This window comes from Arthrobacter sp. Hb9-2 (assembly GCF_059091165.1).
Window position 1 is genome coordinate 17,014 of sequence record NZ_JBNHGJ010000016.1, and the last position, 22,829, is coordinate 39,842.

General features: G+C 61.5%; 17 protein-coding genes. 5 read left to right on the top strand and 12 right to left on the bottom strand.

Translation table 11 applies throughout. The features are described from left to right. Positions 1-58: 58 nt before the first annotated feature. From AC5RV1_RS10795 to AC5RV1_RS10815, 5 genes are all read right to left on the bottom strand, one after another. Positions 59-1,507 (bottom strand): phytoene desaturase family protein, encoded by a 1,449-nt coding sequence (locus AC5RV1_RS10795; RefSeq protein WP_493994520.1) that lies wholly within the window; start codon positions 1,505-1,507, stop codon positions 59-61. Next, the gene (locus AC5RV1_RS10800) at positions 1,500-2,966 is read right to left on the bottom strand and encodes a glycosyltransferase family 87 protein (protein ID WP_493994521.1); all 1,467 of its coding nucleotides are present in this window, start codon (positions 2,964-2,966) and stop codon (positions 1,500-1,502) included. Before AC5RV1_RS10800 ends, AC5RV1_RS10795 begins: the two co-directional genes overlap by 8 nt. A gap of 129 nt (positions 2,967-3,095) precedes the next feature. Then, on the bottom strand, positions 3,096-3,236 hold the full coding sequence (locus AC5RV1_RS10805) for a hypothetical protein (RefSeq protein ID WP_256247205.1): 141 nt from the start codon (positions 3,234-3,236) through the stop codon (positions 3,096-3,098). Positions 3,237-3,794: 558 nt separating this feature from the next. After that, positions 3,795-4,379, bottom strand: a complete 585-nt coding sequence (locus tag AC5RV1_RS10810) for a histidine phosphatase family protein (protein ID WP_050057129.1) — start codon at positions 4,377-4,379, stop codon at positions 3,795-3,797. Continuing rightward, positions 4,376-5,881, bottom strand: a complete 1,506-nt coding sequence (locus tag AC5RV1_RS10815; protein ID WP_493945559.1) for a CCA tRNA nucleotidyltransferase — start codon at positions 5,879-5,881, stop codon at positions 4,376-4,378. The genes AC5RV1_RS10810 and AC5RV1_RS10815 overlap by 4 nt, the downstream gene beginning before the upstream one ends. A 207-nt stretch (positions 5,882-6,088) precedes the next feature. On the opposite strand from AC5RV1_RS10815, the gene AC5RV1_RS10820 reads away from it, so the two are divergent. The 5 genes from AC5RV1_RS10820 (at position 6,089) to trxA (ending at position 12,181) form a co-directional block, all read left to right on the top strand. Continuing rightward, on the top strand, positions 6,089-6,589 hold the full coding sequence (locus tag AC5RV1_RS10820; RefSeq protein WP_163165305.1) for an NUDIX hydrolase: 501 nt from the start codon (positions 6,089-6,091) through the stop codon (positions 6,587-6,589). A 61-nt stretch (positions 6,590-6,650) separates the two neighbouring features. After that, positions 6,651-8,897 carry a murein biosynthesis integral membrane protein MurJ gene (murJ, locus tag AC5RV1_RS10825; RefSeq protein ID WP_493994522.1) on the top strand — a complete coding sequence of 749 codons (2,247 nt, stop codon included), beginning with the start codon at positions 6,651-6,653 and terminating at the stop codon, positions 8,895-8,897. A 167-nt stretch (positions 8,898-9,064) separates the two neighbouring features. Continuing rightward, complete coding sequence (locus AC5RV1_RS10830) at positions 9,065-10,633, top strand: ABC transporter substrate-binding protein (RefSeq protein ID WP_493994523.1); 1,569 nt, start codon at positions 9,065-9,067, stop codon at positions 10,631-10,633. A gap of 231 nt (positions 10,634-10,864) precedes the next feature. Then, positions 10,865-11,821, top strand: a complete 957-nt coding sequence (gene trxB / locus AC5RV1_RS10835; protein WP_493945562.1) for a thioredoxin-disulfide reductase — start codon at positions 10,865-10,867, stop codon at positions 11,819-11,821. 33 nt (positions 11,822-11,854) lie between these two features. Continuing rightward, positions 11,855-12,181: a thioredoxin gene (trxA, locus tag AC5RV1_RS10840; RefSeq protein ID WP_493945563.1), complete on the top strand. Its 327-nt coding sequence runs from the start codon at positions 11,855-11,857 to the stop codon at positions 12,179-12,181. A gap of 5,080 nt (positions 12,182-17,261) precedes the next feature. Here trxA and AC5RV1_RS10845 read toward each other — a convergent pair. From AC5RV1_RS10845 to rnpA, 7 genes are all read right to left on the bottom strand, one after another. Continuing rightward, positions 17,262-18,578 (bottom strand): ParB/RepB/Spo0J family partition protein, encoded by a 1,317-nt coding sequence (locus tag AC5RV1_RS10845; protein ID WP_493994524.1) that lies wholly within the window; start codon positions 18,576-18,578, stop codon positions 17,262-17,264. Positions 18,579-18,644: 66 nt separating this feature from the next. Next, positions 18,645-19,712, bottom strand: a complete 1,068-nt coding sequence (locus AC5RV1_RS10850) for a ParA family protein (RefSeq protein ID WP_493994525.1) — start codon at positions 19,710-19,712, stop codon at positions 18,645-18,647. Between the two features lie 89 nt (positions 19,713-19,801). After that, positions 19,802-20,452 carry a 16S rRNA (guanine(527)-N(7))-methyltransferase RsmG gene (gene rsmG / locus AC5RV1_RS10855; protein ID WP_163164983.1) on the bottom strand — a complete coding sequence of 217 codons (651 nt, stop codon included), beginning with the start codon at positions 20,450-20,452 and terminating at the stop codon, positions 19,802-19,804. Between the two features lie 20 nt (positions 20,453-20,472). Beyond that, positions 20,473-21,039 carry a Jag family protein gene (locus AC5RV1_RS10860; RefSeq protein WP_163164981.1) on the bottom strand — a complete coding sequence of 189 codons (567 nt, stop codon included), beginning with the start codon at positions 21,037-21,039 and terminating at the stop codon, positions 20,473-20,475. Next, positions 21,039-22,010, bottom strand: a complete 972-nt coding sequence (gene yidC / locus AC5RV1_RS10865; RefSeq protein ID WP_493945567.1) for a membrane protein insertase YidC — start codon at positions 22,008-22,010, stop codon at positions 21,039-21,041. The genes AC5RV1_RS10860 and yidC overlap by 1 nt, the downstream gene beginning before the upstream one ends. 15 nt (positions 22,011-22,025) lie before the next feature. Next, positions 22,026-22,421 (bottom strand): membrane protein insertion efficiency factor YidD, encoded by a 396-nt coding sequence (yidD, locus tag AC5RV1_RS10870; protein ID WP_493994526.1) that lies wholly within the window; start codon positions 22,419-22,421, stop codon positions 22,026-22,028. Then, a complete protein-coding gene (gene rnpA, locus AC5RV1_RS10875; RefSeq protein WP_493945569.1) occupies positions 22,414-22,824 on the bottom strand; it encodes a ribonuclease P protein component in 411 nt (136 codons plus the stop codon). The genes yidD and rnpA overlap by 8 nt, the downstream gene beginning before the upstream one ends. Positions 22,825-22,829 lie beyond the last annotated feature (5 nt).

Here is a 22,829-nt window from a genome sequence, read left to right on the forward strand (position 1 = left end):
TTGGGGTCACTTTGGCACGTTCCGTTCTTCCGTGCCGCCGGAGACGGGAACTGGAGGGCTACGCTGCTGCCAGCCCGAGCGCCGGGACGGAAAGACCGAACATGTCCTGAAGTGCATACTTTGCGGCGTGGTACCCGGGCATGCCTGTAACACCCGGGCCCGGCGGGGTGGAGGAAGAACACAGGTAGACGCCACGCAAGGGGGTACGCCAAGGGACCGGCGACACGACCGGCCTCTGGACAAGGTTCAGGAGGTCCATAGTGCCCGCGCTGAAATCCCCGCCGACGTAGTTGCGGTTGTACTTCGCCAGCCCGGCAGCGGTAATCGCCCTCGACTCCACCACAAGGTCCCTGAACCCTGGCGCGAACCGCTCCAGCTGTGCAGTGATGGCTTCAGTCATGTCCCTTGTCGATCCGGAGGGGACATGGCAGTAGGCCCACAGGGTGTGGTGTCCGGCAGGCGCCCGACCGGAGTCGAAGCGTGACTGCTGGGCCACCAGGACGTACGGACGCTCGGGGTGTCTGCCCGCGCTGACCTCGTTCTCAGCGCGTGCCACCTCCGCCCGGGTACCGCCCAGGTGCACCGTTCCGGCGTCGGCCAGTTCCCTTGCCGTCCACGGCACGGGTCCCGAGAGGATGAAATCCACTTTGCACGAGCCATTTCCGTACCTGAACGATTCCAGCGCCCCCCGGTACCGGGCGGGAAGGGCACCACCGGCCATGTTCAGCAACCCTTGCGGGGCAACATCCAGCAACGTGGTGCGTGCGGACGGCAGGTCCACCAGCCGGTCGATGGGTGCATCGGTGTGGATAACACCCCCATGGGCAACGATGTCCTCCGCCAAGGCGGCAGCTATGGCGGCCGACCCTCCTTCCGGGATCGGCCAGCCACCGGCATGCCCGAGCGCCCCCAGCATCAGTCCTGCCCCGGACGCGGCGAGGGAGGGCAGGTGGGAGATGGCATGGGCGGCAACCCCGGCCAGCAGGGCAGGTGCAGAGTCTTCCTTGAAACGGGCGTTCCACAGTCCGGTTCCCTGCTCCACGGTCCTCAACCCGAACAGCCCTGCCGCCAACGGGTTGCGGGGGACCCGGATCAGCTGGTTCTGGGTGAAGTCCATGATCTCGTCGATGCTGTCCACGAGAGGTGCCATCAGCCGCCGGTAAGCAGCACCGTCGCGGCCCAGTCCGTCAGCTGTCCGGTCCAGCGACCGATAGGCGAGGGCGGCCCTGCCACCATCCAGCGGGGATCCGTAGGACAGGCCGGGGGTTATCAGGTTCACTCGGCGGGACAGTTCGAACGCCTTGAAAAATGGTGAGGCTACTGCCATCGGATGAACAGCGGAGCAGATGTCGTGGAAGTGCCCCGGCTGCATCAGTTCACTGGTCCGGGTCCCGCCGCCGATGGTACTGCCTGCCTCGAAGAGCTCCACGGACAGCCCGGCCCGCGCCATTACCGCTGCGGCTGCAAGCCCGTTCGGCCCGGCGCCTACTACCGCTACGTCAGGCATTGGAACCCGTCTTCCAGGGCAGTACGGAGTTTGATCGCTCTCGAAGGTTCAACCGGAGCCAGTCAGGCGCGCCGGCGAAGGGACCGCTCTGGGGATCATCAAGATGATGCCGGCGGATGGGGTCGTAGTCCGGGTTGTAAATGTCCCAGGTCACGCGCAGCATAAGGTAGCCCACCGCGGCCATGTGCGCCGCCACGGCGAGGACGTAGTAAGGCATATCCAGGTTGTGCTGGGAAGAGCCTGCGCTGGTCACTTGTCCAAGGTACATCCACACTGCTGCCCAGTGCAGGCCCTCGATTCCCTGCCAGATTAGAAAGTCACGCCATCTGGGCCGCGCCAGCGCAAGGAGGGGGATCAGCCACACCACGAACTGCGGCGAATAGACCTTGCCGGTCAGGACAAACGCCGCCACGATCAGGAAGGCCAGCTGGGCAAGGCGGGGACGGCGGCGGGCGGTCAGGGCAACGGCTGCAATGGCCACACAGGACAGTAGAAAAAGGCCAGGGGACAAGAGGTCGACGGCGGCCGGGCTGAGTTCCGTCCATTGCAGCCGGTTCGCAACGAGATTGTAGGCGAACCAGGGCGAGCTGTACCCGGCGTCACGGTCCACGCTGAACTGGAAGAAGTAGGCCCACCCGGCAGGGTTGGCAGCGGCGAAGGGCAGGTTGACGGCAAGCCATGAGGCGGCGGCAGCGCCCGCCGTCACCAGCAAGGGACGGAACCGTCCAGTCCGGATGGCCAGCAGCAGGATCGCGCCAATAACAAGCAGCGGGTACAGCTTCGTCGCCGCCCCCAGTCCGATGAAAACCCCGGCAAGCACCAGCCGTTCCCGGGAGAAGAAGTACATGCCCAGGGCGAGCAGGGCTACTGCCCACAGATCCCAATTGATGGTGCCGGCCAGCACGATGCCCGGGGCCAAAGCCACCATGGCAGCATCCCAGGGCCGTCGGCTGGACATCCGGGCGGTGGCCAGGACCGTGACCACAGTAACCGCGGCCAGAAGGGCAACATTGATGTCGAAGTAGGCCAGGACACGCGAATCCGATATCCCTGTCCCGGGAACGAGCCATGCCGTCACCCCCGCGATCAGGGCGATCAGAACCGGATACTCAAACTGGCTACCGGCACCAAGGACGGGTACGGTTCCCACTGCCAGTCCACGGTTCCGAAAAAGCTCAGGGAAGTCCGAATAGCAGGTGGCGTAGAACTGCGTGGGGGATTCCCAGCCGTTGACGCGGCAATACCCTTTGACCAGGATGCCCGCAAGGGCCGCCAGGACCGTGAGCAGGATCAGTACACGTTCAACGGTGAAGATGCCGGGGGAAACGATGCCCGGGGCGGCCCTGGCTCCGAGGGGACCGCCGATGGCTTCGGTGAAGTTGCGCAGCAGGACATCGCTGCGGCTGGGAACTACCAGGCGGGTCCGCCCTCGATGCTCCGGCGGCTGGGTCTCCTGCATGGCATCGAGCTTACCGCCGCTGCCTGACACTATCGGAAGAGGGCCCGCGAGGAGCCCACGCGCCGCCGCGTGGGCTCCGGCACTGGCACTGATGTGCGCCCATGTCTTCTCCTGGGGGCCACACGGGCGTTAGCGCATCCCGCCCAACTGCTGGTGCATCAGGAGGAAGACGTCTTCCCGCTGCTTCTCCAGCAGCGGGCGGTTGAATTGCCTGCGGCTGCTGCGTCTCCCGCGTGAAGGAGACAGGAGTTTCTGAAGCTTCTTGATCATTGTGGTCACCTCCTTTCGAACTGGCTGGCCCGCAAACTGGGCGCGACAATTAAGCCCCCAGTCCGCACCATAAAGAAACGGGCGGTTTTGGGGCGTAGGAATACCCGGAAATGAATAAGTAATTAGGGCGCGCGGGAAGGGAGCACAAAGCCAAAAACTGCCGATGGCAATAAAAGAAAACTGCCGGGCTATTGGAGTAGCTGCTTATCCCATACAAGACGCAGGGGTGCGGAGACCGGTGCCTGATGCACCCGAAGCATCGCTGCCGGTCTCAGTACCGGCGGCAGGGGTGGCGGCTAGGAGCCGGCGAACCCTGCAAACGGGCGCGCAAAAGCATCAGAGGCCGGGTCCGCGGTGATGGTTGTCTTCCGTCCGCTAGTCAAAGTAATCATTTTTCCCAACCTCCTTTTCTGCTCTGCCGTTGCTGGCTGACTGGCCTTTGCAACGAACGCCACGACCCCGGCAGGACGCTCTGGGGTCAGGAATAAAAGTACACCACGATTACAGTGCACCGCTACCTAATTCGTGAAACTTTCTAAAGAAACTCGGAAATAGCTATTAAAGGCCCCATCGGACAATTGCCGGAGTCCTCTTATCCCAGCCCAGGGTGCACACTTTCGCGGTTCCGAGAATAAAGTGGCGCCCCTCGGCGGGCGGCAATTCAAGCCAGCGGGCTGTGAGGATCCGGGAGAAGTGCCCGTGGGCCACAATGAGGACGTTGTCCATGCCGGATTCCAAGACGCGCCCAATGATCTTGTCCGCCCGGGCGGCCACCTCGTCCAGCGTCTCTCCGTTGGGCACGCCGTGGGTCCAGATCAGGTAATCGGGGTTGTCTTTCCGGATCAGGTCCGAGCTGATGCCTTCATAATCGCCATAATTCCATTCGACGGCGAGGGGCTCATGCTGGGCGTCCGGGAAGCCTGCCAGTTCCGCCGTCCGGCGGGCACGCCTCAGGGGAGAGGTCAGTACCAGGTCAAAATCGACGGGGTCCAGTACCTTCCGGGCCTCCACCGCCTGCTGCTCGCCTTCAACAGTGAGGGGCAAATCAGTAAGTCCCGTGTACTGCCCGCTTTTGGACCACTCGGTCTCGCCGTGGCGGAGGATCCAGAGCTGGGGCCGGGGGGCAAGGGCAGGATTGGTCACTTGGACTCCTTGGAGGAAAGGTCGACGGCGGCAGGAGGCGTTCCGGCCCCAGGTTCGGCAGGTGCAGATTCAGGCTGCTCCGCCCACCAGCGGAGCAGCCTGGCTTCCGCTTCTTCGGAGGGCAGGGGCCCGTGTTCCATCCGCTCATTGAGCAGGAACTTATAAGCGCGGCCCACTACAGGGCCAGGTTTTAGGTCCAGGAGGGCCATGATCCGGGCACCGTCCAGGTCAGGGCGCACCGAATCCAGCGATTCCTGTTCCCGGAGCGCCGCGATCCGGGCCTCGAGGTCGTCATAGGCGAAAGCCAGCCGCTCGGCCTTCCGCTGGTTGCGCGTGGTGACATCCGAGCGGGTCAGCCGGTGCAGCCGTTCCAGCAGCGGCCCGGCGTCGGTCACGTAGCGGCGAACCGCGGAGTCACTCCAGCCGGCATCGCCGTAACCGTAAAAGCGCATGTGCAGCTCCACCAGGCGGGCAACGGCCTTGATGGTGTCGTTGTCGAACCGCAGGGCCTTCATCCTCTTGGTGGTGAGTTTGGCACCCACCATGTCGTGATGCCGGAAGCTCACCGCGCCGCCCGGTTCAAAACGGCGCGTAGCCGGCTTGCCGACGTCGTGCATCAAGGCTGCGAAACGGAGCACAAAGTCCGGCGCCGGCACGGGGCCGTCAGCGTCCGTTTCCAGTTCCGCCGCCTGTTCCAGCACCTGCAGCGAATGCTGGTACACGTCCTTGTGGCGGTGGTGCTCATCCGATTCGAGCCGGAGGGCGGAGACTTCCGGCAGCACGAACTCGGCCAGGCCGGTGTCTACCAGCAAGTCCACGCCCACCCGGGGGCGGCGGCCGCAGATGAGCTTGGTGAGTTCGTCCCGTACACGTTCGGCGGAAATGATGGTGATCCGTTCGGCCATCCTCGTCATGGCCTCGCGGACGTCATCGTGGACGGAGACACCCAATTGCGCCGCGAACCTGGCGGCGCGCATCATCCGCAGCGGATCATCCGAGAAGGACGCTTCCGGAGCCCCCGGCGTAGCGAGGATGGAGGCGTGCAGGTCGCGTACGCCGCCGAACGGATCCACCAGTTCCAAAGAAGGCAGTTTCAGGGCCATGGCGTTGATGGTGAAGTCCCGCCGGAGCAGGTCGTCAGTCAAGGAGGAGCCGAAGGCCACCACCGGTTTCCGGGACTCCGGATCATAGGCCTCGGCACGGTAGGTGGTTATTTCGATCTGGAAGCCGGCCTTGCGCATTCCGATGGTGCCAAAGGCGCGGCCGATCTCCCAGAAGTTGTCCGCCCACTTCTTGATCAGGGCCACCGTTTGGTCCGGCGTGGCGTCGGTGGTGAAGTCCAGGTCCGGGGAGGTCCTGCCCAGGAAAAGGTCACGCACGGGACCGCCCACCAGCGACAGTTCGTGGCCTGCGTCCACAAAACGCTGGCCGAGCTCCAGGACCACCGGGTCCACCTGGAAATCGACGGTGTGGGATTCAGTCTTGTGATGTGGGTGCGCCATAGTTACTTAAGCTTGTCAGAAACCAGCGGCAGCGCAGGCCAAAAAGCTGTCAAGATCCTGCTCATTCCGTGCGGCGCCGGCAAACCGCGTCATATGCAGTCCATGTTGGTGTCATGTTCCGGTCATCACGAACGGGCAACAGTCGTTAGAGTGGACTCCATGGCCCATCCAGTACCGAGCGCTCCAGGCAGGAGGACGAACGCACCGTTGCCGTCGGCGATCGGTGCGCACGTTGCACCTGCCCAGCATTCGGCACCGGCTTCGCTGCCCACTGTCGAGGAAGTCTCTGCCGGCGGCGTCGTCGTGGACACCTCCGACGCCGAACTGAGGGTGGCAATCATCGCCCGCCTTAACCGCGGCGGACGCCTGGAATGGTGCCTGCCCAAGGGGCATCCGGAGGGCAAGGAAAACAACGAGCAGGCCGCGGTCCGTGAAATCGCCGAAGAAACCGGCATCGAAGGTGACATCCTCGCGCCGCTGGGAAGCATCGACTACTGGTTCACCGTGAGCGGCCACCGCGTACATAAAACAGTCCATCACTACCTCCTGCGGGCTACAGGCGGCGAGCTGACCATCGAGAACGATCCGGACCAGGAAGCGGTGGACGTCGCGTGGGTTCCCATCCACGAGCTCGCCCGCAAGCTGTCCTTCCCCAATGAGCGCCGCATCGCCGACCTGGCACGCGAAGTCCTGCCAGAACACCTATAGGGCGGCATTGCCGGCGCTGGCATTGCGGTGATAGGCGCCTGCGGGTGAGACGATGAACTCGATGTCAGCTTCCAATTTTCCTTCCGATCAAGCCGGCCGGGCCGGCGGCGCTCCAGAGGGCGTACCTGCCGACGGTGTACCCCTGGACGGCGCGCCCCAGGCTGCAGCACCCCTGGACAGCACAACGCAGGACAGCGCTCCCGCGGAAACCGCGCACCTGGCTGCGCCTGTGGACGGGTCTCCCTTGGACGGCGGACAAGCCGGCGCTGAGCAGGCGAGTGAAACCAGGTCCAGCGCCATCATGGCCGCGGGAACCCTCGTTTCGCGTTTCCTGGGATTTGGCAAGACGTGGATGCTGGGAACGGCCCTCGGCCTCGGTTCCACCGTTAATGACACGTTCATCAACGCCAATAACCTGCCCAACCTGATCTTCCTGCTGGTGGCCGGCGGCGTTTTCAACGCTGTGCTCGTGCCGCAGATCATCAAGGCCAGCAAGGCTCCGGACAGGGGAGCGGACTACATCAGCCGGCTGCTGACGCTGGCTGTCCTGCTCCTGCTGGGACTGACGGGCCTGGTGACGCTGGCGGCGCCCTGGGTCATCGAACTCACCACCCAGGGCTATTCCCCACAGCAGAAAGCGTTGGCCGTAGCCTTCGCCTTTTGGTGCCTGCCACAAATTTTCTTTTACGGCCTCTACGCCCTCCTCACCCAGGTCCTTAACGCCAACGGTGCCTTCGGGCCGGCCATGTGGGCGCCCATCCTCAATAACCTGGTGGCCATCGCCGGGTTGGGCATGTTCATCTACATCTTCGGTGCCAACGAGTTCAACCCGCACACCCTGGACAACTGGGGCGACACCCAAACACTGTTCGTGGCCGGCTTCTCGACCATCGGCGTCGTGTCCCAGACGGTGATCCTGATGATTCCCGTTTTCCGGCTGCGGCTGGGGTTGCGTCCGCGGTTCGGCTGGCGGGGAGTGGGACTCGGCAAGGCAGCCAAGCTGAGCGTCTGGACTCTCCTAACGGCCGCCGTCGGGCAACTCGCTTTCCTGTACGTCATGCGCATCGCCACCATCCCGGGCGCGGAACGGCTCCGGCTGGAGCGCGCCGGGGATCCCGCCGCTGACTTCCTGCCCGGCAACGCCGTGCTGGAAGTGGCCAGCCAGCTCTACCTGCTGCCGCACTCCATCATTGCGCTGTCCCTCGCCACAGTCCTGTTCAACCGGATGACCAGGGCATCGCAGGACGGCAATCGGGCGCAGTTGCGGGATGCGCTCTCGCACGGCCTGCGGACTATGGCCGTCGCCACCGTTTTTGGTGCCATGGCCCTGTTTGCCCTGGCCGGCCCGCTGGGCATGTTCTTCTCCGGCGGCGACAAGCAGGACGGCGTGATGCTCGCGCAGACGCTCACCATCCTGGCCCTTAGCACCCCCTTCATGAGCGCCAACTTCATGATGTCGCGGGTGTTCTACGCGAATGAAGACGCCCGGACCCCCTTCTACATCCAGCTGCAGCTTGCCGTCGTTTACGTTGCAGGCGCGTTTGCCATCCAATTCCTCCCGGTAAACCAGATCATCTACGCCATCGCAGTCCTCTATATGGTGGGCAACATTTTGTCCGTTGTGATCAGCGCCTACTTCCTGCGGCGCCTCCTCGGACACCTCGACGGACCGAGGATCGCAAATTCCTACATCCGCATGGGCTACGCCGCCCTTGGTTCCGCGATTGCGGGTGCGGGAGCGCTGTGGTTGATGGGCAGCTACAGCCCGGACGGGTTCGCCTGGCGCGATCGGCTGACGGCGCTCATAACAGTCATCGTGGTGGGTCCCATCATGCTGGTGGCCTACTTCTTCCTGCTCAAACTGTTCCGCGTCTCTGAACTGCGCGACTTGCTCCGTCCCCTCCTGGGAAGGCTGGGACGCGGCGGGCCTGCTGCGCCTGCTTCAGAAGACGGGACCCCGCCGTCGGACGATACAGCTGGAGCAGGCTCGGCTGACCGTCGGCCCCGGGCACCCGAGCGTGCCACCACCTCCGTGGATACTGGGCTTATCCCACGCATTTCAGGAGAGTTTGACTCCGCCTCCTTCCGCGCCGGTCCAGTCCCCGAGCGCGGGGCAGGACACCGGGAACCGGCCGACGGCGAAGATCACTCCGGCGGTGACGGCACGTACCTCCCTGGCGAGGACCAGCCCAGCACCGCGCGCGGCGGACTGCTGCGCGATCAGATTCCGCTTCCCGGACGCCGGACCTTCCAGGGGAAGCCCGGCGAGAACCCGAATTTCAGGCCTCGGCGGCCGCGGAAAAAGTGATGTTGGCGCGGTCTGCCGCTGTCTTTGTCCACGGTGCGTAAGGCGCAATCGGCTAGGATCGATAGGGAACAGGGGTAGTTGCATTCAAGGGCCAGCCTTTCCGGCGGCCCCTTGAACGGTGGTTGCGTCATCCATCCCGGCAATACCGGACAGTCTAGGAGGAACACGTGTCCAACCCGATCGATGTCGGATCAGTACTGGGCGGCCGTTACAAGGTGACAGCCACTGTATTGGCCTCGCACGACCACGATCTGGTGCTGGATGGTGTGGACCAGGTGCTTAATCGCCCTGTCAGCATCCTGGTTGCCGGACCAGAGAACACGGAGCAGGTTGCGCAAAGCGCGCGCGAGGTTGCAACGGGTGAACGCCCCGGCACCGTTCAGGTTCTGGACCTCGGCGTGACCGAGGCCGCCACCTACCTCATCACCAACCACACGTCTGCAGCGGACCTGCTGGATCTTGTGGTAGCTTCCAACCCTCCCTATGTGGAGCCGTTCTTCACGGACACGCTCGGAAGTGAAATCTTTGGGCAGCCGCGGTCCCATGAGCCTGAGCCCTACGACGACGAAGATCACGTAGACGCCGGCTACATCAACTACGGCGATGCACACCCCAGCCAGGTTGATCCTTTCCGTGCTGCACCCGCAGTGCCGCCGAGGCCTCCTGTCCGGCCGACGAATGCACCCGCGGGCCGTAAGCCGTCCGGTGCATCCCCAATCGGCGGAGCAGCTCTGGGCGGCGCGGCCGGGGCTGCGGCGGGGGCTGCGGCGTCCCATTCTTCAGCTCGCCCAGCCGGCCCCTCGACGCGGCCCGCTGAGGATCCGGCAACGGCCAGCTTCGCCTCCAACCCGAGGAATCAGCCGGAGTCGACCGGCAGCGGGAAGCCGAAGGTGTCCCTTTGGTCCGAGGATGATTACGCCAGCGCCGGAGACCAGGACCGGTACGAAGACTCTCCGGTTAGAGATGAAAATCCGGCCAAGAAGAAGTCCCCCGTGTTTGCGCGGCCGGCTGCCGCTGCGGCGCCTGTTGGCCCCTCTTACGCTGAGCAGGACGACTATAACGACGACAACCGGGATGCACCGGCACGTGAACCGCGGTCCATGCGCTGGCTGGTGGGCGGGCTGCTCGCCGTGGTTCTGATTGCTGGGCTTGTTTTCGCCGTGACCAAGCTCGGCAGCCTGTTTTCCTTGGAGCCGCAGGCCAACCCCTCAGCTCCTGCCACCGCCAATGGGGCTCCCGCAGGCTCTGCCGCGCCAACGCAGGCGCCTACCTCGGCCCCGCCCGCTGTCCCGCCGGCCATTGAAAGCGTCAGCCGGCAGGGTAACTTCGATTTTGCCGCCACCTTTGACGGTGACCTGGTGAGGGCATACGACGGTAACGCAGCCAGCTACTGGTCGGACATGGAATTCGCCTCGGAAAACTGGGGAGGACTGGCCGCCCAGGGCGTGCCGCTGGTGGTGAAGCTTGAGAACCCGGCAACGGTTTCCTCAGTAACGCTTTCGCAGCTGGGCGGTTCAGGTGGAAACATCACGGTGTACACCAACGATCAGCCGTCTTTGGACGGAGCGAAGGCAGTCGGGACAAACAGCTTTACATCAACCGATCTCAATATGCCCCTCGCGGAGCCGGTACAGGCCCAGTACGTTATTGTGTCCATCAACTCCCTTCCCCGGCTGGCTGCCCCGAAGACGCGCTATGGCTACGGCCTCCGGTTGGCGGAGATCAAGGTCCAGTAACCCCACTGCCCCTGCACCGGTTCCGCAGAACTGGTTGGGCCGTAATCCTTACTGTGCGCGGGTTTGCCATGGAACGGTAATCTGGAAAGAGCGTCTCGCGGAGTTCGCTTACTGCCGTCCGCGGTAATCCACCGTGCCCTGGGTCGGAATATTCAGCCTGCAGTATCAGTTGTGCCATGTGGCCGGCCTCCAAAGCGGGGCGCGTCAAATAAGGAAGAGGTTCACCGTTCAGTGACCATCACAGAAAACACCACGTCAGAAGTACGTGATGTCATCATCGTCGGCTCCGGCCCGGCTGGTTACACGGCAGCTGTCTATACTGCCCGCGCCAACCTGAAGCCTCTGTTGCTGGCAGGTTCTGTCACTGCCGGCGGTGAACTGATGAACACCACCGATGTCGAGAACTACCCAGGCTTCCCGGAAGGCATCATGGGGCCGGACCTGATGGAAAGCTTCGAGAAGCAGGCGGCGCGCTTCGGCACCGAGATTCAGTTCGAGGACGTTACGTCGCTCCAGCTCGAAGGACCTGTCAAGACTGTCACCATCGCCACCGGCGAAAGCTTCCAGGCAAAGGCAGTGATCCTCTCCACCGGCTCCGCCTACCGGGAACTCGGCCTCCCGAATGAGAAGCGGCTTTCAGGCCACGGTGTCAGCTGGTGTGCAACCTGCGATGGTTTCTTTTTCAAGGACCAGGACATTGCGGTCATCGGTGGGGGAGACTCTGCCATGGAAGAGGCGCTGTTCCTTACTAAGTTCGCGAAATCGGTGACGGTTGTCCACCGCCGCGATTCTTTGAAGGCTTCGAAGATTATGGCTGACCGCGCACTGGCCCACGAGAAGATCAAGTTCATCTGGAACAGCACTGTGGACGACGTGGTTGGAGACCAGAAGGTCACCGGCTTGAAGGTGAAGAACCTTGTGGACGGTTCCATTTCTGATCTTGCGGTTACGGGCGTATTCGTCGCCATTGGCAACGACCCCCGGACTGATCTCGTTAAGGGAGTCCTGGACCTGACGCCGGAGGGAACTATTGCCGTCGAAGGCCGGAGTTCCAAGACCAGCCTGTCAGGCGTGTTCGCAGCCGGCGACGTCATCGACCCCACTTACCGGCAGGCGATCACAGCGTCCGGTTCCGGCTGTGTTGCCGCTATTGACGTCGAACACTACCTCGCAGACCTGCAAGCCTAAGACCCTAAGCGCTACGAAGAGAGAGATAAAACTATGAGCAATGCAAAAGACGTAACTGACGCCAGCTTCGGTACGGATGTTCTATCCTCGGATAAGCCGGTTATCGTGGACTTCTGGGCGGAATGGTGCGGTCCCTGCCGCAAGCTGGGCCCGATCCTTGACGAGATCTCCGTCGAGTACAGCGAAAAGGTTGATGTTGTGAAGCTGAATGTGGATGACAACCCCGGTATTGCCGCACAGTACGGTATCACCTCGATTCCAGCTGTTTACCTGTTCCAGGGCGGGGAAGTGAAGAGCACGGTTATCGGAGCAAAGCCGAAACAGTTCTTTGAGAAGGAATTCGCGGACGTCCTTTCGTAGTTCGTTATCCCGGGGCTCTTGCCCTGTAAGTAAAGAAGTGGTCACCGCTCATGAGAGCGGTGGCCACTTCTTTTTTGGCTCCACGTCTGTACCAGGACTTCTCCGTTGTCTCGCTGCGGACGCGACCCCCAGCGTCCCAAGGCGATGCCCGGGCAAAGTTGGAGTGTATCGAGACGAACAAGAGGAACAATATTAACGGTTGTGATCCCGGGGTTGAGACGCAATCCGCGTACAGTAGTGATCGTGGTGAATCTGTTTCACGTGAAACGCCGGGCCCGTGTGGAGACTGCACGAAGACGATGAGGGAATCGAAACGACATCGCCCGAAGTCCCGAATACGGCCACGTCACCAGTCGAAATTTTTGCCAAGGTGATGCACATTGACATGCCACTCCTCCCCTCCTCCAGGCTCGTCGCGCTCTCTAGTCTTCCTCCAAGGATTTGGCCGTACTGCCCCAAGTTGTCGCCGTTGGTAATCTCGGACCTTTTGCACGGCATCTCGAAGGCTCTTGCCCGGCTGTAGTCTTTGTCCGTATGGCTACCATGGACGGCGATGCGGCCAAGGGCCGCGCGGATATGCGCAGTACGACATCACAAGGACGACCTCTGCTGCCTTCTGCTCCTAACGTTTCACGTGAAACGGACGACCATGCAATGGATCTGCGACTGCGCGGGAGGCGCCTTGGTATTCGGCGCTATTTGAGCTGCGTCAGAAGAAAAGCGCACCTACCTTGAATGGGCCGCCAGTAACTGCGACAGCCCCAGACACATTCCCTCCCTGCAAAAGGCAGGATTCAGGCGGGCTAACGGAAAACAACTCCCGCACGGTTCGTCCTGAAGGTGGGTTAACACAGAAAGGGTAGAACTATGGGCTTTACGCCGTGCGGGAGGACCGGCAGTTTTTAGACGCTACGGTTCGAAAATTTGGACGGTCCCCAGCGTTATGGGGAGGCGACAGCACCGCAACGATACGAGGTATGGGCAAAGCCTGCGCCGGTAGCGACGAAAACATAGTTCCGGCTGAGACGAAAAGGGACCAGTACGCGACCAACGCCCCTAACCAAGGAGTCGGTTGATGCACCACCGCATCTCAAGCCGAGGGTAGGGGCCCGATTGAACGACGGTCGGTAGTAGGAAAATGGCAACACTCCAGCAGGGTCCTGCAGGGATACCGGGCACAGCACTTGAGGTGCGTCCCAGCATCGTAGTGCCCTACCAGCACGGTGCTCTCAATCATCAAGATGGGGGGGTTACAGCAACACCGGGCGTTCCTATTGGGCACACCAACTCTGAGTGCGAGGACGCGATCCATTGATCCTGACCACATGTGGAATATGACAATCATTCCCGCTCCTAACCATCCAACCATCGGGCCGCACGCAGCTAAGCATCAGCCAGACCGTCCCCACCCCTGGGCGCGCCAATCTTCCTATCAGCCCGCTAAGTTTCAGAGCCGGCTGATGCGGTTCATTGAGGTCGACTAGGCTACCACCCGTTGTCGAGTAAAGAGCGTCGAAAAGCCTGGTAGGGCGGCGATGCGTTGTGATTGGGGGGCCGTCTCAATAGTTTGCCTGGACCAAATTCGCGCCGATGATGCGCGGGCAGGGTGACCGCGATAGACCTCCGCTGTTTCACGTGAAACAGCGGATGTGCTCGAGGTGGGCACCTCCCTGCGGCGACGCCGCTACCGACGCTCGCCTTGAGGCCGTCGCAGGTAGTCACAAACCCGCCAGCAGCGAACCCCGGAAGGGGGGCCCGGAACTTCCAGTCGACAGCAGCCATACGAGGAGCGCGCTACATCTATTCCAGGCCACGAAAAGACCAACTGAAATTCCGCAAGTCAGGGAAGAGGTGTTTCACGTGAAACAAGCAGTGGAGTGCGCATCCCCATCCAACCGGTCCGCTATTGCCGCCGTTGCCAATGGTCTAGAAGGACTCCGGGCAAGCGCTACCCCTCCGGCACGGATAAAGCGATAGCTAAAGTAGGAGCCGGCGGTCTCTTCGACTTATCGCCGATGTGTCCCCTTAACCCATTGCAATGACTTCCGTAGCGGCCTGGTGCGACAATCGCGCTAAGCAAGCTGGAATAGAACGCCAGTCACCTCGAGGTCTGACAGCACGTGCATGCTCCATGAACGCGGTATCGCTCGACATCGAACACGCCTACTTTGCGTCTCTCGCACTTGTGAACCTGAAGTCCCCGACTGGTGATCCATGCGCGACCAGGGCAACTGCGGACGCGCCCACTGCTCTCCCCAACTTTCCCGTTGGCGCGTCAGGTCTTACGTGCCCTGCACCACGCCCGCGCAACCAACCAGATCATAGCCGGTGCCGCGGCAAATATGCATCTTCGACGACAGCGCTACACTCCAGGGTGGGCACGCGCCACGGCAGCCCGCAGTACACCAGCGCTCCTTACCCGACCTGCTTCAGATGTCAGTGCGATCAGCGACGGATGATGACGCCCAAGAGCGCTCACTTGCTCTGCGCAACTGCACAGGACCAGCTGTTATCCCCAACGATATCCACAGCCGTGCTGATTCGTTATCCCCAGCATTATCCACAGCCCAGCTGTCGATCCACAGCAGACTTGTCCCGTCCTTTTGCGACCCCATCATCAGAGTCGTCGCGCTTCTTGTCGTAACTGGTGCGCCCGCATGCGGCTGGCAGGCGCCTCGAGGGCGCTTGGCTGCGGCTTTGCGATACTTTGGGGTTGATTTCGATCAATATGGGACCTGCTTCCCGCACCTTCATCACCCCGGGCCGTTTCACGTGAAACACCCTCAGCGACAGTGCAACCCGGAAGCACGCAAAGCCGCAGCACCGACGAGCAATTCCCGTGGCGCTGCCACAAAATATCCACAACGAGCCACCGGCGTATCCACAAGGTTATCCACAACGGTATCCACCGTACGAGCCGTGTTCCCCGCCACCTCTCAGTCGACGTGCAGCAGGACATCTATGGCCAAAGCATGTTGATGATTGCCAGTCTGCAGATCCTAGGGCTGTAGACAAAAAGCCAGTTCGGGCACCGCCCCGGCTACAAGTCCTGTCCGGTCCTCACGGTAGGGCTGAAGATCAGCGCCGGTCTCAGTCGCAGGGGGCATGGGAATGCCCTTTCGCCGCATCTTGGCTTGCGCTATGGGTATCTTGGCGGGAACCAGGAAGGGCAGGTCTTCTGGTAGCACACGGTGTCCTGACCGTCCTCCTCGGGAGAGGCAAGCGGTCCATGAGCTGAGTCCGGGGATAGGCACGAGGCCAAAGTGTCCGGCGCGACATGCAGGGCAGTAGGCCGACCACCTAACCTGCCTTCAGCGCGCGGTTGCAACACTACCTACTGCGTCCCACCGCGTGACCGCCTACATCACCGAGACGGGGAGCGGAAACTCTGGCGGATTCTTGCACCCCCTTTAGGAAGGCGCTCCCATGACGCGACACCGGAGAATTATTGACTATGCTCCTCCTGTCTGATGGAAACTTTGTTCAACCACCGACATGGCCCGGAGCTGTTTCACGTGAAACAGTGCTGCAGCTCCTCCCGCAACTCAGACAGTCGTCGCACCACGAGGAGGACTAAGAGTGGGCTCCTCGATTCACAGGACGAGCGTCTACGGTCGACTACCGAAACGGCACCTACCAACGACTCATTGGGCGCTCACGTGTGCCGATCCCAGGTTGAATCAGCTGGATTCTGAGTTTTCCTGCGTATCACCATGGCACGGGCTGTGCCAAAGAGTCGGGCTAGTAGCCGCTCTCACCATATCCTTTTCGAACAGACGAGGGGACTTCATCGGGCACGGAAGGATATGCATATGGACGCAGCTGCTGCAGATTCCTTTGCACCAACACGTAAAGACTGGAAGTGCCAAGGAGACGGTCGATTACCCCGGCGGAGACTGACTTGCCCAGGATGGGCTCATCCTTTTCCCTTCCGCAGTAGTCTTTAAGCGAGTTCGCCCGCATCGATGTTGTCCGTTGCGGGCAAAATGTGATTCGTCCGGGTACCAGCAAGAGTTGTCGTGATAGCTACCTGCTTGCGCTCCTTTACCGGTGGCAGGATTCCGTAGTACGTTCTTCCTTCTGGTACCAGGAAAGCCGCGAAGTTTCCGACTTGCGACGTGCGCACGGCCCAGTAGGAGGAGCTGTGGGTGGCCGGGGATTGGATACGTGCTCCCACCGGCGAGCTTCCAGACGAGAGCTCGTTTCACCGCTCGTCCAAATGTCGCGGCCTACGGCGTAAGCGTCTACGCGGCAAATGTTGCGCAGCCTATAGTTGTTCCCCCGGTGCTCACATCGTTTCACGTGAAACAGTGCAGCGAACCTTAGCGCAGCTATTCGAGTCGCGAGTGGTGACAATTTTGGTCGGTCGGACGGCTCTTTACGCTGCTGTCCGCAGCTAACTAAGGTGAAGCCAGCTCAATTTCCTTCGTAGTAAGACAACGGAGGAGAAATACCTGCACCGAGAGTGAGCGCCAGGACCGCACCATGAGCCGCAGGGGCGGTCCGACATACCCTGCACTTCCAGGAAGGGGCCCCTAAAACGTAATGATGCTTTGGTCGGCAACAAGGCATACGACTTTCCATATAGCCTGCAGACTTTGCGCTACAGAATTAGGAGCATCACCGCGCGCCTGTTATCAAAAGGGCCCTTGAGTGCTAGAACGGGCCACAGGGGGTGATCGTCTATACGCCCTGCCGTGGTAGGCACGGTAAGCGAGATAAGTCCATACAGGGACGCACATGGCTATCCATTAAGGGTAGAGACGTTTCACGTGAAACAGATGCCCGGGAAAAGCCGCGCATTTGTGCGAGCTTTTGCAGACAGCAACCGTCGGGTAACGGAGATAGCTGTCCGACCGAGGGATTGCGGCGATTAGAGCTAAGGCCGCGTCCTTGGCGCCTGCAATCGGCCTATAGTTCGGCCCCCCACTTAGCACATCACAAAAGAATCAACCGCACGCCGGAATTCACGGCACAAAGCAAGAAGGCCTCTAGCCCTTTGTCTTGAGAAGCACAAATTACTTCTACTGCGGAACGAAGCGCTATAAGGACAGCAATCACAAAGCCGCGCGCACGGTAACTAGTTCTCTGCCCCTGGCGCGAGCACATCCATGATGCGGTTAAGATCTTCGACGCTGGCAAATTCGATGCTGACCCGGCCCTTGCGGACCCCAAGCGAGATCTTTACGTTGGTGTCCAGGCGGTCGGAGAGCGATGAAGCCAGATAGTCCAAGCGCTCGTGTCGCGCGCCGGGACGGGGAATGTTGTTCTTAGCAGGTTTGGCCGGGTCCTGGTACATCGCCACGGCTTCTTCCGTGGCGCGTACAGACATCCCTTCAGCCACAATCCGCTGTGCCAAACGTTCCATGGCGGCGGCGTCAGGAAGCGCCAGGAGCGCACGCGCATGGCCCGCCGACAGCACTCCTGCTGCCACGCGCCGTTGGACCAACGGGGGCAGCTTCAGGAGCCGCAGGGTATTGGAAACTTGGGGACGGGAACGGCCGATCCGGTCTGCCAGCTGTTCGTGGGTGGTACCGAAGTCTTCGAGCAGCTGCTGATAGGCCGCCGCTTCTTCCAAGGGGTTCAGCTGGCTCCGGTGGAGGTTTTCCAGCAGCGCATCCCGCAGGAGGTCGTCGTCGGTTGTGTCCCGGACGATTGCGGGGATAGTTTCCATGCCGGCGGCCTGTACTGCACGCCAGCGCCGTTCACCCATAACAAGCTCAAACGGTTCTCCACCGTTTTCGGTTGAGTTCCGGACCACAATCGGCTGGAGGACACCTATTTCGCGGACGGAGTGTACAAGCTCCGCCATGTCGTCCTCGTCGAAGACAGCACGGGGCTGCTTCCGGTTTGGATGAATATCAGAAACGCGAATTTCTGCGAATCGAACCCCGGGCACCGGCACCAGCTCCACGCCCGTGTCCGTCCCAAACGAATCGGGGGAATCGTCGGCGGCGACGGCCAGGACTTCCTGCCCGTCCGGGTCGGCGGGCACCGCCTGCTCGGCATCCGTTTGGGCCGTAGGCTTGTGCCCGTTCTTGGTGCCCGCAGCAGTCTTCGTTGCAGAACTGCTGCCTGAGTTGTTGGAGGTAGAGGTTGCTTCAGCTGCCCGCGTGGACGATTTCGTAGCAGCCGGCTTACGCGAAGGGCTGGTAGCTTTGGCCGCAGAATCCTTTACGGTCGCTGGCCTAGTAGTAACCGCAGTTGACGGCGCTGATTCCTCGGCCGCTGAAGGGTCCGCAGCCGTCTCGGGCTCCGCAGTCTTCCTGCGTCCCTCGGGAAAGAAGAGATCGACGGGACGCGAAACCGCTGCGCCGTTGCCAGCCCCATTCGCACCGGCGGAACTTGGAATCAGTGCGCCAAGACCGCGGCCTAAGCCCCTTCGCTTCTCGCTCATGGGTAAATCCCTCCAGTGGTAGAGACCGGCCGTGCCGGACTCCAGTTGTTGCAGTTCTTGAAGATTTTAGCGTTCTGCTATTTCAGCAGCGGCTTCCAGGTAGGACAGGGCTCCACTGGATGAGGGGTCGTAGGTCATCACGGTTTGTTGGTAACTCGGAGCTTCGGAAATACGAACCGAGCGCGGCACAACCGCAGACAGTACTTGCTCGGGGAAGTGTTGGCGGACCTCGGCGGCGACCTGGGCGGCAAGGTTGGTGCGGCCGTCGTACATCGTCAGGAGGATGGTGGAGACCACGAGGTCGGCGTTGAGATGCTTCTGGATCATCTCGATGTTTTTGAGCAGCTGGCTCAGTCCCTCCAGTGCGTAGTACTCGCACTGGATGGGAATCAGGACTTCACTTGCTGCACAGAAGGCGTTGACCGTCAGAAGGCCAAGGCTTGGAGGGCAGTCAATGAAGATGTAGTCCAGGCGTTGTTCGCCCTTCTTCTCTCGAACCTTTGCGTAAACATCAATCGCTCGCCGCAGCCGCTGCTCGCGGGCCACGAGCGACACGAGCTCAATCTCTGCACCCGCCAAGTGGATTGTGGCCGGTGCACAGATGAGGTTGTCGATGTCCGGGCATGGCGCGACCACATCGGCCAGGGGAACGTCGTTGATCAGGACGTCATAGATACTGTCCACGTCCGCGTGGTGCTCAATGCCCAAAGCAGTTGAGGCGTTGCCCTGGGGGTCGATGTCTATCACCAGGACATTCAGTCCGGCGGCGGCAAGGGCGGCCGCTATGTTCACTGTTGTGGTGGTCTTGCCTACGCCGCCTTTTTGGTTGGAGACCGTAAAGACCCTCGTCTTCTCGGGACGCGGCAGTTGCCGTCCGACAAGCCGTTCGCGCCGGCGGGTTTCGTGCGCCAGTTCGCGGGCGATAGGACTGGAATCATCAATTGCATCGATAATGTTCGCCCTACCCGCAGAAGTTGTTTCACGTGAAACCAACGCCGGAGAGGAGTTTGATACCCGACGCGGTTGATTCCCCAGCAGACCGGAGGCGGCCGAAACAGCACCAGCGAGAGAACGTGCTGACCCCAATGACACGAACGGCGGTATCCGTTGCGTGGAGGCTTCGCTACTGGTCACTGGGGCACACTCACTCTCGTTCAGCTATTTTTGCTGCCGTTGACTAGCCTAACTGCTTACCCCGGCAGACTGTGGCCGCCGGGCCTACCCTAGGCCTTCTTTTGGGACTTGTTTACAACGATGCGTACTACAGTGGTGGGTTCTTCCAGCAGGTTGTCGCCAACCGTTATGACAGAGGTCTGAACGCCCCCCAGTTTGCGGATAACCTTTGCTGCCTTCTCGATTTCCTCAGCCGCACTGCGGCCCTTGATGGCCACCACTTCTCCGTGGCCTCCCAGCAGCGGAATGGTGAGGCCGGCGAGGTTACTCAGCGCCGATACCGCCCGGGCCGTCACGACGTCGGCCTCCACGTGGCCAACCGCAAGTTCGGCCCTGGTCCTCATCACCGTGACATTGTCCAGGCCCAGATCGTCAACAACTTCCTGGAGCCAGATGACCCTGCGCTCCAGCGGTTCGATCAGGGTGAGCTCCAGGTCCGGACGTGCGATCGCGAGGCAAAGGCCCGGCAGTCCGGCTCCGCTGCCGACGTCGGCAACATGGCTTCCCTGGGCGATCTCACTTTCGATGACGGCACAGTTGAGGACGTGCCGCCCCCAGAGGCGGGGTATCTCCCGCGGGCCGATAAGCCCGCGCTCAGTTCCGGACGTGGCGAGGTGTTCCACATAGCGCTTGGCGAGATCCAGGCGGTCGCCAAAAATCTTTTCAGCTGCCAGAAGCTCAGCTGCCGTGATGTCAACCATGATCAGCGAATCCGCAATCTCTAGTCTGCGGATACAACAATATGGCGTCCGGCACCTTCGCCCTCGGACTCGCTCACCAGGCCCAAGTCGGCAACAGCGTCGTGAACAATTTTCCGCTCATAGGCACTCATCGGTTCCAGGGCAACAGCCTGGCCGGTTTTCTTCACAGCAGCGGCTGCATCTTCGGCAATCTTCTGCAGGTGGCCAGTGCGTTCCTGCCGGTAGCCGTTGATGTCCAGCACCAGGCGGGAGCGGTTCTCCGTTGCGGACAGGACGGAAAGCCGGGTCAGTTCCTGCAGGGCTTCCAGGACTTCGCCGTCTTCGCCCACGAGGTTGTCCAGGCTATCGGACTCTTCCTCGGTAACGATGGAGATGTAGGTACGGCCGTTGCGGACCTCAATGTCTATGTCACCGTCGATGTCCGCGATGTCCAGCAGTTCCTCGAGGTAGTCCGCAGCAACATCCCCTTCTTCCTCCAGTCGGCTGGCTGAGGAAGCCTTCGGGGCGGAGCTGTCCTGGGCAGCGGACTCGTCCTGATCGTCGATGATCTCTTCGGAAAGGGCGTGTTCGGTACTCTCGGCTGACATTACTTCTTCTTCCTGTTCTTGCGTTGCGGCTGAATGCGCTGTCCCTTGGCCTGCGCCACGGCTGCGGCGGCGGCAGCGTCGGCGTCCTCGTCCTTCTTACCACTCAGGATCGAGAGGGCCGGCAGGCCCTTGGCGGCCCGGCGCTCGGCGAGGGCCTTGGCTGCGGGGGATCCCGGCGTCGGCATGCGGCGGATAACAAAGAACTGCTGGCCCATGGTCCAGAGGTTGGTGGTGGTCCAGTAGATCAGGACACCGATGGGGAAGTTGATGCCGCCCACACCGAAGACGATGGGCAGGATGTACAGCATCATCTTCTGCTGGCGCATGAAGGGGCTGGCCATGGCTTCTTCGGACATGTTCTTGGCCATGATCTGCTTCTGCGTGATGAACTGCGAGGCGGTCATGGCGAGGATCATCAGGATGGAGAGGATCCATACTGCCGTCTGGTTTCCGTCACCGCCATGCAGCAGGGAGGCAGACAGCGTGGCACCGAAGATGGTGGAGTCATCGAACTGAACCACCTGTTCGTGGCTCATGGCCCCGATGCCGTTCCCTGCGGCGGCGGCTCCGGAGATCCCGGAGAGAACCGTGAACAGTGCGAAGAAGAAGGGCATCTGGATCAGCATCGGGAGGCACGCGGAGAACGGGTTGGTCCCGTGCTTCTTGTACATGGCCATCTGTTCCTGAGCCATGGCCTGGCGGGACAGCTGGTCAGTCTTGCCCTTGTACTTGTCCTGGAGCTTCTTCAGGTCGGGCTGAAGCAGCTGCATGCCGCGCTGCGCCTTGATCTGCTTCACGAACACAGGAATAAGGGCGGCACGGATCACCAGCACCAGGCCGATGATGGACAGAGTCCAGGTCCAGCCGGAGGCCTCAGGCATGCCAATGGTGCTCAGGCCCTCATGGAAGCCCACCATGATGATGGACACAAGCCACTTGAACGGAAACATGATTGTTTCAAAGAAGTCCATACTTATCCCTATTCGTCAGGCCGCCGTGCGGCCTTCTCCATCAGTCCGAGCAGCCAGGTACTTGTCCGGGTTGTTCAGCACAACAATTGTGGGGGTCTGGCTTAGAGGCCATTCCCGGCGGCCGGCGGGGACGTGGTCCACGCCACCGGCATTCCATGGATGGCAGCGGCAAAGACGGCGGAGGGCAAGCCAGCTCCCCTTGACGGCACCATGGACGGTAATCGCTTCAAGGGCATACGCCGAGCATGAAGGAAAAAAACGGCAGACCTGGCCATACAAGGGAGAGATCACCTTGCGGTAAGCCTTCAATAGAAGAATGAGGATGTTCCGGGGCAGGTTCCAGAGGAACCTTCCGGCAGCGACAGCAACAGGACGGACATAGGTGACGACGACGGCGGTGGCGTTACGCACGCGGTGTCCCCTCCTGTGTTGTACCGGCCGAACCGTTAGCAGCAGCCCGTGAAGAGCGGGCAGCCAGCCGGGTCATCGTCGCTGCCAAGGCGGCGTTGTAATCCGACAACAGCTGATCCCAGCTTGCGGACGCGGACGCAGGAAGCGCCCGGACCACTATGGCAAACCCGGTACCATACTCGCGCAGCGAGGCAGCACCTGCTTCTCTCAGTCTCCTCTTAACGAGGTTCCTGACCACAGCGTTCCCGACACCCTTGGAAACGATGAACCCGATCCGGCTGGGTTCGTCAGCAGCAATGGCTGCCGCATATAACACTACGTTCCGGCGTCCATTGCGGACACCGGAACGTACAGTTGTTGAAAAATCGGTTGCAGTCCTCAAACGGTTGCGGGTGGCCAGCACCTTAA